This window comes from Phenylobacterium sp. (assembly GCF_004299445.1).
Lineage (GTDB): Bacteria > Pseudomonadota > Alphaproteobacteria > Caulobacterales > Caulobacteraceae > Phenylobacterium.
The window spans coordinates 74,893-87,545 of record NZ_SCTC01000050.1 but is presented as its reverse complement, the minus strand read 5'-3'; the positions used below and the strand labels follow the sequence as shown (position 1 = coordinate 87,545).

Below are 12,653 nucleotides of genomic sequence, written 5' to 3'. Positions count from 1 at the left end.
CGCGCAGGGGCCCCAGTATCAAGGCGCGCGCTAGGTCAGAGGGACCAAAGATCCCGCGGCCTGCGCCACCTGGGCCACCGGCAGGTCGGCCAAGTTGTCGGCGCGCAGGATCGCCACGCGGCCCCGGGGGGCCGAGAGCGCCGGATCGGAAGCCTTGGAGAACAGCACGATGGTGGGCGCCCCGCCGGCGGCGGCCAGGTGCAGGGGCCCGGTGTCGTTGCCAACGGCCAGGGCGGCCTTCTGGCCCAGCAGCGCGACGCTGGCGAAGTCGGTGCGGCCGGTGAGGTCGCGGGCGCGCGGCACGCTGCGCTGGATGGCATGCGCCAGCTCGGTCTCGGCCGGGCCGCCCACCACCACGATGTCCAGGCCGCGACCGTACAGGATGCGCGCCAGCTCGGAGTACTTCTCGACCGGCCAGCGCTTGTCCATGCGGTGGGCCGAACCGCCCGGCACGAAGATCGCGTAGGGCCGGGGCTTGTTGGCGCCGGGCACCGGCCGTTCGGGCGGCCGCGCCTTGGCGATCCACGACAGGTCGGGCGGCGGGGCCGAGCCGGGCTCGGTGGGGGCGTCGGGCCAGATGCCGGCGGATTTCAGCTGGTCGGCCTGCCGCTCCAGGGTGTGCATGCCGTTGCGCAGCGGATTCTTGTGCGGCAGCGAGCAGCCGAAGGCGATGCCCGACCAGGCCGGCGGGCCGGGCCGCAGCAGCTGGAAGATCCGGTTCGACTGGGCCGAGGTCTGCAGATCGTAGACCCGCGCGTAGCCGGCCGCCTTGATCCGGCTGCGCAGCGCCATCCACTGCGCGAACGTCTCGGGCCGCCCGCCGGTGTCGACGGCGTTGAAGTAGGGGCAGATCTTCCCCAGCGCCTCGAAGGGCGGGGTGGTGAGCAGGGTGATGTGGGCCTTGGGATGGGCCTTGCGGATCTGCTTCATCGCCGCCAGCGCCAGGACGAAGTCGCCCAGGGCCGACAGCTTGATCACCAGGATGCGCTCGACGTTGCGGGCCATCAGCGGCGCGCCTCCAGCACGCGCTCGTAGGCGGCCAGGGTCTGAGCGCACATGGCGTCGGCCGAGTAGAGCTGCCGGGCGCGGTTGCGGCCGACTTCGCCCATTTCCCTGCGGCGGGTGGGGCCGATATCGATGGCCCGGCCAAGGGCGGCGGCCCAGGCCCCGGGGTCCTCGACGGGCGCCAGCCAGCCGGTCGTTCCGTCGACGATCGTCTCGGTGACGCCGCCGTGGTTCGAGGCGATCACCGTGCGGCCCATGGCCTGGGGCTCGACGGCGGCGCGGCCGAAGGATTCCGGCACGTTGGTGGGCAGGATGGCCAGGTCGGCCAGCAGGTAGGCGGCCGGCATGTCGTCGCAATGGCCGACGATCCTGATGGCGCCCGACAGCCCGGCCGCATCGATGGCGGCCTGCACCTCGGCCGCGTAGCCCGTGCGGCCCTGATCGTCGCCGGCGAAGAGGATCAGGAAGTCGTCGCGCCCGGCCTCGGCCATCCGGCGCGCGGCCTCGACGATCATGAGGTGGCCCTTGATGCGGGTCAGCCGGCCGGCCAGCAGGATGCGCGTGCGGTGGTCGTCGGCCGAGATCCCCCAGGCGGCGCGCAGAGCCTCGACGCGGGCGGGCGCCACGAAGGCGGGGTCGAAGCGACCCAGGTCGACGCCGCGCGGGATGGTGACCAGCTTGCCGGGGTCGATGCCGTGCTCACTCAGGACGTGGTCGCGGGTGTAGTCCGAGTTGGCGATGACCAGGTCGCCGCGGGTCATGATCGCGTTGTACCAGCGCTTGAGCCCGGACTGGGCCTTGTAGACGCCGTGATAGGTGGCGACGAACGGCGTGCCGGTCGCGTGCGCCGCCCACAGCGCCGAGAACGCCGGCGCCCGGCTGCGGGCGTGGACGATGGACACCTTTTCCTGACGGATCAGGCTGACCAGGCGCGCCGCGTTGCCCAGCATCGTCAGCGGGTTCTTGGTCTGCACCGGCATCTGGGCCAGCCGGCCGCCGTCAGCCTCCAGCCGCGCTGTCATGCGCCCGCCGCGCGTGGCCACCAGGGCGGCGCCGCCGGCCTGAACCACGGCGTGGGCGACGTCGATCGTGCTCTGCTCAGCCCCGCCCGTCTCCAGCTCGGGGACCACCTGCAGCAGCGTGAAATCGGGGGGTAAGGGCACGGGGCTTTGTCTAGACTGTTTCGCAGGCGCACAGAACACCGGCGAGCGGGGTGACGAATGGAATCGAGCGGACTCCTCGAACGGCCAGATGGCGAGCGTGTGGCGTGGATGAAGGTTGCCGGCGAGGGGCCGACCGTCGTGTGGCTGGGCGGCTTCATGTCGGACATGACCGGGACCAAGGCCCAGGCGCTGGCCGACTGGGCGATCGCCAACCGGCGCGCCTATGTGCGCTTCGACTACTTCGGCCACGGCGCCTCCACCGGGGATTTCGCGGCGGGCACGATCAGCCGCTGGCGGCGTGACGCGCTGGCGGTGATCGCCGAGCTGACCGAGGGCGAACTTGTGCTGGTGGGCTCGTCGATGGGCGGCTGGATCGCCTGCCTGGCCGCGATGGTCGTTCCCGAGCGGATCGCCGGCATGGTGCTGGTGGCGCCCGCGCCCGACTTCACCGAGAAGCTGATGACGCCCGAGATTCCGCCCGAGGGGCATGCCGCCCTGGCCGCCGACGGGGTCTGGCTGCGGCCCAGCGAATATGGCGACCCCTATCCGATCAGCCGCGGCCTGCTGGAGGACGGCGCCCGGTGGTCGATCCTGGGCGGCGAGCCGATCCCGCTGACCATGCCGATCCGCATCCTGCAGGGCGGCGAAGACCCCGACGTCCCATGGCGCCACGCGCTGGAGCTGGCCCAGGGATTGAAGGGGACGGACGTGGTCTTCTCGCTGATCAAGGACGGCGACCACCGCCTGTCGCGCCCGCAGGATATCGCCCGGCTGATCGCGGCGGTGGAGGAGGTGTCCGGATGCAACAGCTGAGTTGAACGGCTGCATCTTTAGGTGGCGCTTCGCGGGCGACGAGGTCATGGTGACGCTCCGCGTGCCCGATATGGTCCTCTCCGGCGCCCGCGTCCGAACTGAGCCGACTTCCTAAGCCGACCACAGCCGGAGACGAACATGCCGATCCTTGCTCGGCTGCAGGACGCCGTGACGCGAAGCCGGCCAGGCTTCGTGAGTTCCGCGTTCGGGGTCGGGGTCGGCGTCGCGGTTCCGACGCTGATGCGGATGGGTCTCGATCCCTGGCTGGGAATGACCCTGTGGTTCCCGACCTACTACCCGGCTGCGCTTCTCGGCACGCTCTTCCTCGGGTGGCGGTCAGGGGTGGGCCTGGTTCTGCTGTCGGCCATCGCGGCCAACTACTTCTTCGTGCCCCCCCGCTACCAGCTGGCGGGGCATGAGCGGGATCTGGCCGGGACGCTGGTGTTTCTGGTGGCGGCGGGAATCATCGTGCTGGCGGCGGCGCTCCTGCGGACGGCGCTCGTCCGGCTGCAGGCGGCGCACGAGCGCGAGAGGATTCTCAACACCGAGCTTCAGCATCGGATGAAGAACACCCTGGCCGTCGTGCAGGGCCTCGTCGCGCAGACCGTGAAGGGCGGTGCGCCGGACCCGAAGGCGTTTCAGCACATCCTTCAGGGACGGCTCGAGGCGCTGGGTCACGCCCACGACCTCCTGTCGATCGGGCACTGGGAAACCTGCGAGCTCGCGCAATTGGCGGAGCGCACCCTGGCGCCCTTCCGGGATCACGGCGGCCTTCGCGTGGCGGGGCCGAGTTGCACCCTCCGGGCGGAGTCCTGCGTGCCGCTGGTGCTGGCGCTGCATGAACTCGCGACGAACGCGGTCAAGTATGGCGCGCTGTCCGTGGAACGCGGGCGGGTCGATCTGACCTGGTCTCCTGCCGATGGCGTCGGGCCGGAAGTCCTGCTGCGCTGGGTCGAGCGAGACGGGCCGACCGTGGTCGAGAGCAGCCGCCGCGGGCTGGGAACCCGCCTGCTCAGGCGCCAGCCTGGACTGGAGGACGTGCAGCTGCACCACAAGCCTGAGGGCGTGGTGTGTGAGATCACCGTTCGCCCGGTCGATGCGCCCTGAGCCGCGAACCTAGGCTTCAGCCGCCAGGATCGCCGCCAGTACCTCGCGATAGGTGGGATAGGCCGGGCGCCAGCCCAGCGTTGCGGCCTCGACCCTTCGGAACGGCAAGTTTCCGGCGCTGACCCAGCGGGGAGAAACCATCCGAAGCGGACCTATTCAGGATTTGCCGCCGGAGCCGTCCCCTCTGCCGCTGCAATACCGTCCAGGAACAGCTGGCGTCCACTACGGCTCGAAATGTTCTCGTGGGCCATTTCGTCGAGGGCCTGGGGTGACAGGGCGCGGCAACGCGCCAAGGCCAACTGGGCTTCCCGAGTCTTTCCTAGATGCCCAAGGCACGATGCGAACAGAGCGTGCCAGTATGGATACTCGGCCTCTTGGACGGCTTCTCCCAAGAGGCCGGCCGCCTCGTCGTAGAGGCCCTGCCAGAAGCGAACTTGGCCCATGGTTCCGATCTGGCCCGTCCGGCCCGTCGGATTGAGCCGTATCGCCTCCTGCGCATGTTCGAAGGCGGCTTCGGGCCGCCAGGCGGCTAGCCTGGTGACGCCGCTCAAGGTCCAGACCGCAGCTGACCCAGGGTTCAGGGCGATGGCGCGGTCCGCCAGGTCGCAGGCTCCGTCCCCATCTTCACCCAACAACGCGCGAACCGCGGCAACCGTAACGAGCACCTCAGCATCGTCTGTGGCTGCCTTCAGGGCCCGTTCTGCCAGGGAGAGAGCCTGTCGCCGGTGGTCTTCGGCGTCCCCCGGGGATCCGCTCGTAAGAATCTGACGGTGGCAGAACGCCGCCAGGGCCAGCGCCTGGCCAAAATCCGGATCCAGCGCGATGGCCCGGTTCAAGAGATCGAGCGCTTCCAAGTGACGGCCCCCGACGAAGGCGTGAAACAAGGCTGAGGCGCGCAGGTAGAGGTCATAGGCGCCCAGGTTCGTCGTCGGCTGGCTCGCCCCCCGCCGGACCTCGACAGACTGCACCGTCGGCTCGATTCTGCCCGCGACAGCCAACGCCACACTGTCCTGAAGGGCAAAGACATCGTCCAGAGCGCTCTCGAAGCGCTCACACCAGATCTGCGCGCCATCGGACCCATCGACAAGTTGGACGTTTATGCGAAGCCGGCTCCCGGCTCTTCGGACGCTCCCTTCGAGCAGATAGCGAACCCCCAACTGAAGGGCCGCCTCCCGAGCATCTATGTACTTGCCGTTGAAGATCAGGGTGGAGCTGCTGGCGATGACCAAGAGCGACTTGAAGCGGCTAAGGGCGTTGGTGATTTCCACAATCATGCCCTCGGCGAAATACGCCTGGTCAGGGTCGCCTGAGAGATTCGCAAACGGCATCACGGCGATGGAGGGCTTAATGGGAGCGGCAAGCGCCGGCTTGGCGAACGGCAGCGCGGACTCGTCCAGGCGGTAGCCGACCCGCGGTATCGTAGTCACCGCGAAGCCGCCGTGCGCCTCGGCCCGTTTGCGGATCGCCTGAGTGCAGCGGTTGATGGCGTCCTCGCCCACCGCACGACCACCCCAGCAGGCCTGGATCAGATCGTCGCGGGAGACCACCTGGCCGCGCACTCGGGCCAGGGCCACCAGCACCTGCATCACCCGAGGCTCCAGCACCTCGGACTGGCCGCCGGCGACCAGCTCGCGCGTCGACGGACGCACCTCCAGCCCGCCTAGGGCGAACCGGCGCTCGTGCGCCAGGTCGATCGCGCCAGGAGTCTGCAACCCGCTCATCGGCGATTCATCGGCGAATCATCGGTTCCAGCCCGTGTCCGCCGGGTCTCGCAGCGCGTCTCATGTGCTCCGCGACGCACCTGCGTCGCGACAGCCGGAGAGCAACCCGCCGACACCCGCGCCCTTGGCAAATTCTCGCCTCCCCCCCGGAAACGGTCCGCGGCAGCACTCGGACCTGAGAGCGCGACCGGGACAGGGAAGGTTAGCGCAGATCGCAGTGCCGACAAACCGCTGTTCCCGAAACAGAAAACCGAGAGGCGCCCATGAGAATCATCGTCGCACTGACCCTGCTCTCGACCCTTGCCGCAGCCGCGCCCGCTTCAGCGGAATCCTTCACGGGGGTGTTCAAGAATGACCCCGCCATCGCGCTGGTGATGCCCGCCGTCGGACCCAATGGCCCTATTCAGGCCGGCCACCTCAAGGGGACGGCCACGACCCAGACCCGCAGCGGCGCGACTGCAACCTCGACCTACGAGTGCATATTCTGGTCGACGCCGGGCGCGGAGACGCCAAGCGCGGGCATCTGCCAAGTGGTCGAGAACGGAAAGGACCGTCTCTCACAACAGCTCGTCTGCGGTGCGCCGGATCCCAAGGACCAGGTCGCGCCGTGCTGGGGCGCCATGGTGGGCACCGGCGGCAAGTACGTCGGCAAGGTCGGCAATTTCTCGCAGATGGGCACACTCGTCGCCGGAACCCTCCAGGGCGCCTGGAAGGACTGACGCGGCCCGGCGGCGCCCTCCCCGGCGCCGCCGGAACTTCCAGAATGACCTGAGGACCTCCCGATGCTCACCTATTCCATGATCGTGCGCGTCACGGGTTCGCCCGGACGTGCCGCGTCGTGGGCCCATGAGGCGGCCCAGCTGATACGTGAGAAGACGGGCGTGACCGTCAACGTCTCGGCGCGGCTGGGCGGCCCGCAGGAGATCATCTGGATCAGCCAGTACGACGACCTGCCCGCTTTCCAGGCGTCGCAGGCCAGGCTCAACGCTGATCCCGACTACGCCCGGCTGCTTCAGGCGGCGCGGGACGAGGACCTCTTCGACAATCCCAGCATCGACACCGCGTTCTGGCTGCCGATCTGAGGTCAAGGCCGGTGCGGGTCGATCACGATTTCGCGCCACATCTCATCACCCAAGGAGACCATCATGCCGACAGTCCTGAGCGTAACCACGGTCCGCGCCCACAACGGCAAGGCGGACGAAACCGTCGCCCTGCTGAGCAAGGTGAAAAAGGTGTTCGAACGTGTGGGGGTCAAGGCTCGCATCGTTCAGCAGATGTATGGCGCGACGCCGGCGACCCTCAGCCTCGTCACCGAGCACCCCAGTTGGGCGGACTTCGGTGCGACGCAGGACAAGCTGGCGTCGGACAGCGAGATGCAGGGCATCCTGGCGGCCGCGCGAGCCAACCCGGTCTCCGACATCGTCCTTCGTCAGATCTCGGTCGAGATGGACATCTGACGTCTGGCAGAAATCCACCATTCTAATTTTCCACAATTACTTTGGAAATGTGAAACAGCGCAGAATTAATGCGCTTAAGTCGGGGTAGGAAACATGAATATACTCAAATACAATATGAAATGTATTGCTGTGTTTGGCGGCTTGGCGATCGCTGCGGCGGCGCCAAGTGCGGTCTTAGCGCAGCAGCCTGCGGCGCCCCAAGTTATGGAAGTCACGCTCGTGCACGTGAAGCCCGGCCAGGAACAGGCGTACCAGGACTGGCAAAAGAGCACAGCCAATCCCGTGCGGATCAAAGGCGGGGTCAAGGAACGCGGGGCCTGGTCGACGAGCCTGGGTCCAGGTGGCGAGTACTACTTCGTCAGCCCGATTACGGGGCTCTCAAGCTACGACACGCCTCCAAGCAATCAGGCGGAGGCCGCAGCGGTCTTTGAGAAGTCGCGATCGATGGTCGCGGACGCGCGCATTTACCTGATCACGGCGCGGCCGGAACTCAGCGTCGCACCGAAGCCGGGCTATCAGGCCAAGGTGGCGGTCCTCTCGACCCAGAACGTCTCACCGGGCCGCGTCTCGGCCTACACGGCCAACCTGAAGGCGCTCACGGCGGTTGTCGCGAAGACCAACGCCAAGGGCGTGCTGGTGTCACAGAGCGGCCTGGGCGGCGATCCCAACGAGTTCAATGTCCTGGTGATGTTCGACTCCTTCGCCGACCTGGACCGTTTCCCGGCGGAGTTCGCCAAAGCCTCGACCGCGGCGAAGCTGCCGCCCGAAGCCGCCGGCATCGTGGGGCGCACGAACTATCGGGTCCTTCGCTATCGGCCGGACCTGAGCATAGTTCCGGCGCGATAGGCGTAGTCGCGTTGGCCTGACAGACACGCGCCGCCGGTCGCAGGATCGGCGGCGTTTCTGTGTCTGGGTGGCCCCCGTTCCCAGACGTTGGGAGAGCCCACTCCCGGGCAGTTCGGAACGACGTAAGGCGCTGGTCACGAGCGTCGCTCGTTTCCGCGATCACCATAACCCCCTCCCCCCTGCGGGGGAGGACCTAGGTTTCTGCGGCCAGGATCGCCGCCAGCCCTTCGCGGTAGGTCGGATAGGCGGGTCGCCAGCCGAGTTCGGCCTTGGCGCGGGCGTTCGAGACGCGCTTGCTCTCGCCGTAGAAGCGCATGGCGGCGGGCGAGAGGTTGGCGTCGGCGAGGGCGACTTCGGGCGGAACGTCCATCCCCAGCAAGCGGGCGGCGTAGGCGATGACCTCGCTGTTGGGCGCGGGCTCGTCGTCGCACAGATTGTAGATGCCGCCGGCGCGAGGGCGGACGATCGAGGCTTCGAGGCCGGCGGCGAGGTCGTCGACGTGGATGCGCGAGAAGACCTGGCCCGGGGCGGCGATGCGGCGGGCGCGGCCCTCGCGCAGGCGGTCGAAGGCCGAGCGGCCGGGGCCGTAGATGCCGGGCAGGCGGAAGATCGTGACGGTGAGGCCCATGCCGCGGCCCACGTCCAGCCAGTCGCGTTCGGCGCCGACCCGGCGCGCGCCCTCGACCGACTGGGCGGCCAGCCGGCTGTCCTCGGTCACCCAGCCGCCGTGGCGGTCGCCGTAAACCCCGGTGGTCGAGAGGTAGCCGGCCCAGTCCGGGAAGGCGTTCGCCTCGGCCATCGGGCCCACGAGGTTGTTGAGCGCGGGGCACCCTTGCGACCCGGGCGGCGCCGTGGCGAGCAGCGCCCGGGCCTCGCCCAGCGCATCGGTGATGGCGTCGCGGTCGCCGAGGTCGATGGGCGTGTGGCCGTCGGCGGCGATCTGCGCCGCGGTCGCGTCGTTGCGGTAGGTGGCGCTGACCGTCCAGCCCTTGGCCGCAAGTCTGCGCGCCAGGGCCCGCCCGGAAAAGCCGTAGCCGAAGAGGAAGAGGTTGCTCACGCCTGTTGTTTAGCGCGGCCTGCGCCCGCCATCACCCTGAAGAAGCGCCTCGCCAATCCGCAGTCGGCGGTATCCGCGCGAAGCGCCGTCTTTTGAACCACGAACCACACGAACCACACGAACGCCAATGAGCTACCTCGGAGTGCGCCGCTGCGTGTTCGTGTGGTTCGTGTGGTTCGTGGTTGAATAGGACAGCGCCTGCGGCGCGCAGGGGCTCGCCGGTAAGCCCTGTCGGTGTCCTTCCGCGTTTTCCGTGGTTCAATGTCGGCGAGTGTCTGTTCGGGGGTTTCGGCATGCGTCTTGTGGTTCTGGCGGGTGCGTTCGCGCTCGCAGCGTCGGCGGCTCAGGCCCAGCCCGCCGGCCTCGACGCCCTGTTCGCCCGCTACACCTCTCAGACCCCGGGCTGCGCCCTGGGCGTTCAGGAGAAGGGCAAGGCGCCGACGCTGCGCGGCTACGGGTCTGCCGACCTGGAGCATGGCGTCGCCATCACGCCCGACACGGTGTTCGAGGCCGGTTCGGTCTCGAAGCAGTTCACCGCCGCGGCCATCCTGCTGCTGGTCGAGGACGGCAAGATCGCGCTGAGCGACGACATCCGGAAATACCTCCCGGAGATGCCCGACTACGGCAAGCCGATCACCATCGACATGCTCTTGTCCCACACCAGCGGCCTGCGCGACTGGGGCTCGGTGATGGAGCTGGCCGGTTGGCCGCGGACCAGCCGGGTCTACACGCCGGTCGAGGTGCTGCAGATCACGGCGCGCCAGAAGGCGCTGAACTACACGCCGGGCGAGGCCTATTCCTACACCAACACCGGCTACAATCTGGCCGCCTGGATCGTCCTGCGGGTCTCGGGCTACAGCCTGGCCGACTTCACCAAGCTCAGGATCTTCGAGCCGCTGGGCATGGGTCACACCTCTTGGCGCGACAATTTCCGGCGCATCGTGCCCGGTCGCGCCGTCGCCTACGGCGGTAACCCGGGCGGCGGCTTCTTCCAGGACATGCCGTTCGAGAACACCTACGGCCACGGCGGACTGCTGACGACGGTGGGCGACCTCCTGATCTGGAACGACGCCCTGACCCAGGGCCGGCTGGGCAAGACGGTCAGCGCGAAGATGCAGGAGCAGGCGGTGCTGACCGGCGGGCGCAGGATCGCCTATGGCCGGGGCCTGGTGACCCAGTCGTTCAAGGGCCAGACCGAGATCGCTCACTCGGGCGCCACGGCCGGCTACCGCGCCTGGCTGGCCCGCTTCCCGGCCCAGGGCCTGTCGGTGGCGCTGCTGTGCAATGCGGCGGCGGTGAACCCGAACCAGACCGGCCGCAAGGTGGCCGAGCTCTATCTGCCCACGGCCCCCCCGGCGGCGGCGTCCGTAGCCCAACCCGCCGACGAACTCGCGAGCCTGCCGGGCGTCTACGTCGACGAGCGGGCGGGTGGCGTCCTTCGGCTGGCGGCGGAGAACGGCGCGCTCAGCGTGCGGGGCGGCGGGACCCTGACGCCGATGGGCAAGGGCCGCTATCGGGCCGCCGAGATGGACTGGACGTTCGGCCCCGGCCGCCTGGAGCGACGTCAGAACGACGGTGAGGCGATGATCTATCGCCGCGTCGAGCCGGTGACGCCCACCGAGGCCGAGCTGGCTGAGCTGGCGGGCGCCTATTCCAGCCTCGAGGCCGGATCGGTGCTGCTGGCCTCGATTCGTGGCGGCGCGCTGGTAATCACGCCGGCCGACCGCCCCAGCGCGCCGATGATGGCGCGGCCGCTCTACAAGGACGCCTTCCAGGCGGAGGGGACGCTGGTCCGGGTCGTCCGTGACGAGGGCGGCAAACCGGTGGGGCTCAAGTTCACCGAGGGCCGGGTCTACGCGCTGGAGTTCCGCCGCGTGCCGGGCTCCTGAGCTTTCCCTCCCTTGATGGGGAGGGGGGCGAGCGGGGCGAGACGGGTGGGGAAGGGTGGGCCGGAGTGCTGCGGTCGGTGAGGATCGTGACTTCCCCACCCTGCTCGCCTGCGGCGAGCTGTCCCTCCCCATTAAGGGAGGGATGCTCGCAACATCGCCCGCTCGTCCTATATTGGGCCCCATGCCTGACACCCCTATTCCCGACGACGTCGTCGGCGCGTTCCAGATCGAAGGCGAGCCCGTGCGCGGCCGCATCGCGCGGCTGGGCGCCTCGATCGACGCGATCCTGCGCGGTCACGACTATCCCGAGCCGGTCGCCAACCTTCTGGGCGAGGCCTGTGCGCTGGCCGCGTTGGTGGGCTCCAACCTGAAGTTCGACGGCCGGCTGATCGTCGAGGCCCGGGGCTCGGGCCCGGTGCGCTATGTGGTGGCCGACTACGATACCTCGGGCGGCCTGCGCGGCTATTGCCGGTTCGACGCCGACGAAGTGGCGGCGGTCTCGGGGGGCTTCCAGCGGCCGGGCGCCAAGACCCTGTTGGGCGACGGCGTCTTCATGATGACGGTCGACCAGGGCCCGGACATGGACCGCTACCAGGGCATGACCGACATCCAGGGCGAGACCCTGGCCCTGTGCGCCGAGCAGTATTTCGCGCAGTCGGAACAGACGCCGACCCGCGTGCGTCTGGCGGTCGGCCAGTCCGGCGGCGGCGCGCGGGCGGGGGGCTTCCTCATCCAGTACATCGCCGCCGACGACACCCGCGGCGAGACGATCGAGGCCTGGAACCGCACGCAGGCGTTCTTCGAGACCCTGGGCGAGGACGAGTTGGTTGACGGCGAGCTGTCGTCGAACGGGCTGCTGTTCCGTCTCTTCCACGAGGACGGCGTGCGCGTGTTCGGCTCGCAGCCGCTGCGGGCCTTCTGCCGCTGCAGCGAGGAGCGGATCGTCACCGTGCTGAAGTCGTTCGACGCGGCCGAGCGCGAGGACATGGTCGAGCCCGACGGCAAGATCCATGTCACCTGCGAGTATTGCAGCCGGGTGTATGCCGTGGCGCCCGAGGAGCTGGCGACGGTCTAGCCGGGGTCCCTGCGCGCCGCAGGGATCTCCAGCAGCGCCCGCAGGCCTTCGGCGAAGCGGACCACCGCCGCCTCGCCGCCCAGGGCTGCGGTGATCTCGGCGTTCATGGCGTCGAGGCTGACGCGGAAGGTCTCCAGCGCCGTCGTCCCCGCGGGTGTCAGCGACACCGTCCAGGCCCGGCCGTCGGTGGCGCTGGGCGCGCGGTCCACGAAGCCGGCCTCCATCAGCCGCCCCACCATGGCGGTCACCGCGCTCTCGTTCAGCTTCAGCTGCTCGGCCACGCGGCGCTGGGTGGCGCCGCCCTCGCGCTGGATCACGAACATGACCGCCGCCTGGGCCGCGCTGATCCCGGCCACGCCCTGGCTGTCGCGGTCGGCGCGGGTCTTCAGCCGGTGCGCGGCGGTCTGCAGCAGGTGGTAGAGCCGCTCGCGGCCGGCAGGATCCATGGGCGCAACGCTAGCCCGCGTTGACACGGCGGCTCAATGACTGCATTTACTTCACATGTGAAGTTAATCGGGAG

Annotated in this window: 13 protein-coding genes; 8 read left to right on the top strand and 5 right to left on the bottom strand. The window is 69.1% G+C overall.

Annotation, left to right across the window (positions count from 1 at the left end; translation table 11 throughout):
• Positions 1–30 precede the first annotated feature (30 nt).
• Entirely contained in the window at positions 31–1,005 is a 975-nt protein-coding gene (locus EPN98_RS13545) for a glycosyltransferase family 9 protein (RefSeq protein ID WP_293363308.1), read from the bottom strand.
• Positions 1,005–2,168 (bottom strand): glycosyltransferase family 4 protein, encoded by a 1,164-nt coding sequence (locus tag EPN98_RS13540; RefSeq protein WP_293363307.1) that lies wholly within the window; start codon positions 2,166–2,168, stop codon positions 1,005–1,007. The genes EPN98_RS13545 and EPN98_RS13540 overlap by 1 nt, the downstream gene beginning before the upstream one ends.
• A gap of 57 nt (positions 2,169–2,225) precedes the next feature.
• Between EPN98_RS13540 and EPN98_RS13535 the strand changes: the two genes are divergently transcribed.
• Both EPN98_RS13535 and EPN98_RS13530 read left to right on the top strand, forming a co-directional pair.
• The gene (locus EPN98_RS13535) at positions 2,226–2,981 is read left to right on the top strand and encodes an alpha/beta hydrolase (RefSeq protein ID WP_293363305.1); all 756 of its coding nucleotides are present in this window, start codon (positions 2,226–2,228) and stop codon (positions 2,979–2,981) included.
• A gap of 138 nt (positions 2,982–3,119) precedes the next feature.
• A complete protein-coding gene (locus EPN98_RS13530) occupies positions 3,120–4,088 on the top strand; it encodes an HWE histidine kinase domain-containing protein (protein ID WP_293363304.1) in 969 nt (322 codons plus the stop codon).
• A gap of 152 nt (positions 4,089–4,240) precedes the next feature.
• Here EPN98_RS13530 and EPN98_RS13525 read toward each other — a convergent pair whose 3' ends face one another.
• The gene (locus tag EPN98_RS13525) at positions 4,241–5,809 is read right to left on the bottom strand and encodes a winged helix-turn-helix domain-containing protein (protein WP_293363303.1); all 1,569 of its coding nucleotides are present in this window, start codon (positions 5,807–5,809) and stop codon (positions 4,241–4,243) included.
• A gap of 263 nt (positions 5,810–6,072) precedes the next feature.
• Here EPN98_RS13525 and EPN98_RS13520 point away from each other — a divergent pair, with 263 nt between their 5' ends.
• From EPN98_RS13520 to EPN98_RS13505, 4 genes are all read left to right on the top strand, one after another.
• The gene (locus EPN98_RS13520; RefSeq protein WP_293363301.1) at positions 6,073–6,528 is read left to right on the top strand and encodes a hypothetical protein; all 456 of its coding nucleotides are present in this window, start codon (positions 6,073–6,075) and stop codon (positions 6,526–6,528) included.
• Positions 6,529–6,591: 63 nt separating this feature from the next.
• Positions 6,592–6,891 (top strand): hypothetical protein, encoded by a 300-nt coding sequence (locus EPN98_RS13515; RefSeq protein WP_293363300.1) that lies wholly within the window; start codon positions 6,592–6,594, stop codon positions 6,889–6,891.
• A 63-nt stretch (positions 6,892–6,954) separates the two neighbouring features.
• Positions 6,955–7,266 (top strand): hypothetical protein, encoded by a 312-nt coding sequence (locus EPN98_RS13510; protein ID WP_293363298.1) that lies wholly within the window; start codon positions 6,955–6,957, stop codon positions 7,264–7,266.
• 204 nt (positions 7,267–7,470) lie between these two features.
• Positions 7,471–8,112, top strand: a complete 642-nt coding sequence (locus tag EPN98_RS13505; protein WP_293363297.1) for a hypothetical protein — start codon at positions 7,471–7,473, stop codon at positions 8,110–8,112.
• A 193-nt stretch (positions 8,113–8,305) separates the two neighbouring features.
• On the opposite strand, the gene EPN98_RS13500 is transcribed toward EPN98_RS13505, so the two are convergent.
• Positions 8,306–9,169, bottom strand: a complete 864-nt coding sequence (locus EPN98_RS13500) for an SDR family oxidoreductase (RefSeq protein ID WP_293363295.1) — start codon at positions 9,167–9,169, stop codon at positions 8,306–8,308.
• Positions 9,170–9,462: 293 nt separating this feature from the next.
• Between EPN98_RS13500 and EPN98_RS13495 the strand changes: the two genes are divergently transcribed.
• Together EPN98_RS13495 and EPN98_RS13490 are read left to right on the top strand one after the other, a co-directional pair.
• Positions 9,463–11,058, top strand: a complete 1,596-nt coding sequence (locus tag EPN98_RS13495) for a serine hydrolase domain-containing protein (RefSeq protein ID WP_293363294.1) — start codon at positions 9,463–9,465, stop codon at positions 11,056–11,058.
• Positions 11,059–11,239: 181 nt separating this feature from the next.
• A complete protein-coding gene (locus EPN98_RS13490) occupies positions 11,240–12,133 on the top strand; it encodes an Hsp33 family molecular chaperone (RefSeq protein WP_293363292.1) in 894 nt (297 codons plus the stop codon).
• Here the strand turns inward: EPN98_RS13490 and EPN98_RS13485 are convergent.
• Positions 12,130–12,579 carry a MarR family winged helix-turn-helix transcriptional regulator gene (locus EPN98_RS13485; RefSeq protein WP_293363291.1) on the bottom strand — a complete coding sequence of 150 codons (450 nt, stop codon included), beginning with the start codon at positions 12,577–12,579 and terminating at the stop codon, positions 12,130–12,132. The genes EPN98_RS13490 and EPN98_RS13485 overlap by 4 nt on opposite strands.
• Positions 12,580–12,653 lie beyond the last annotated feature (74 nt).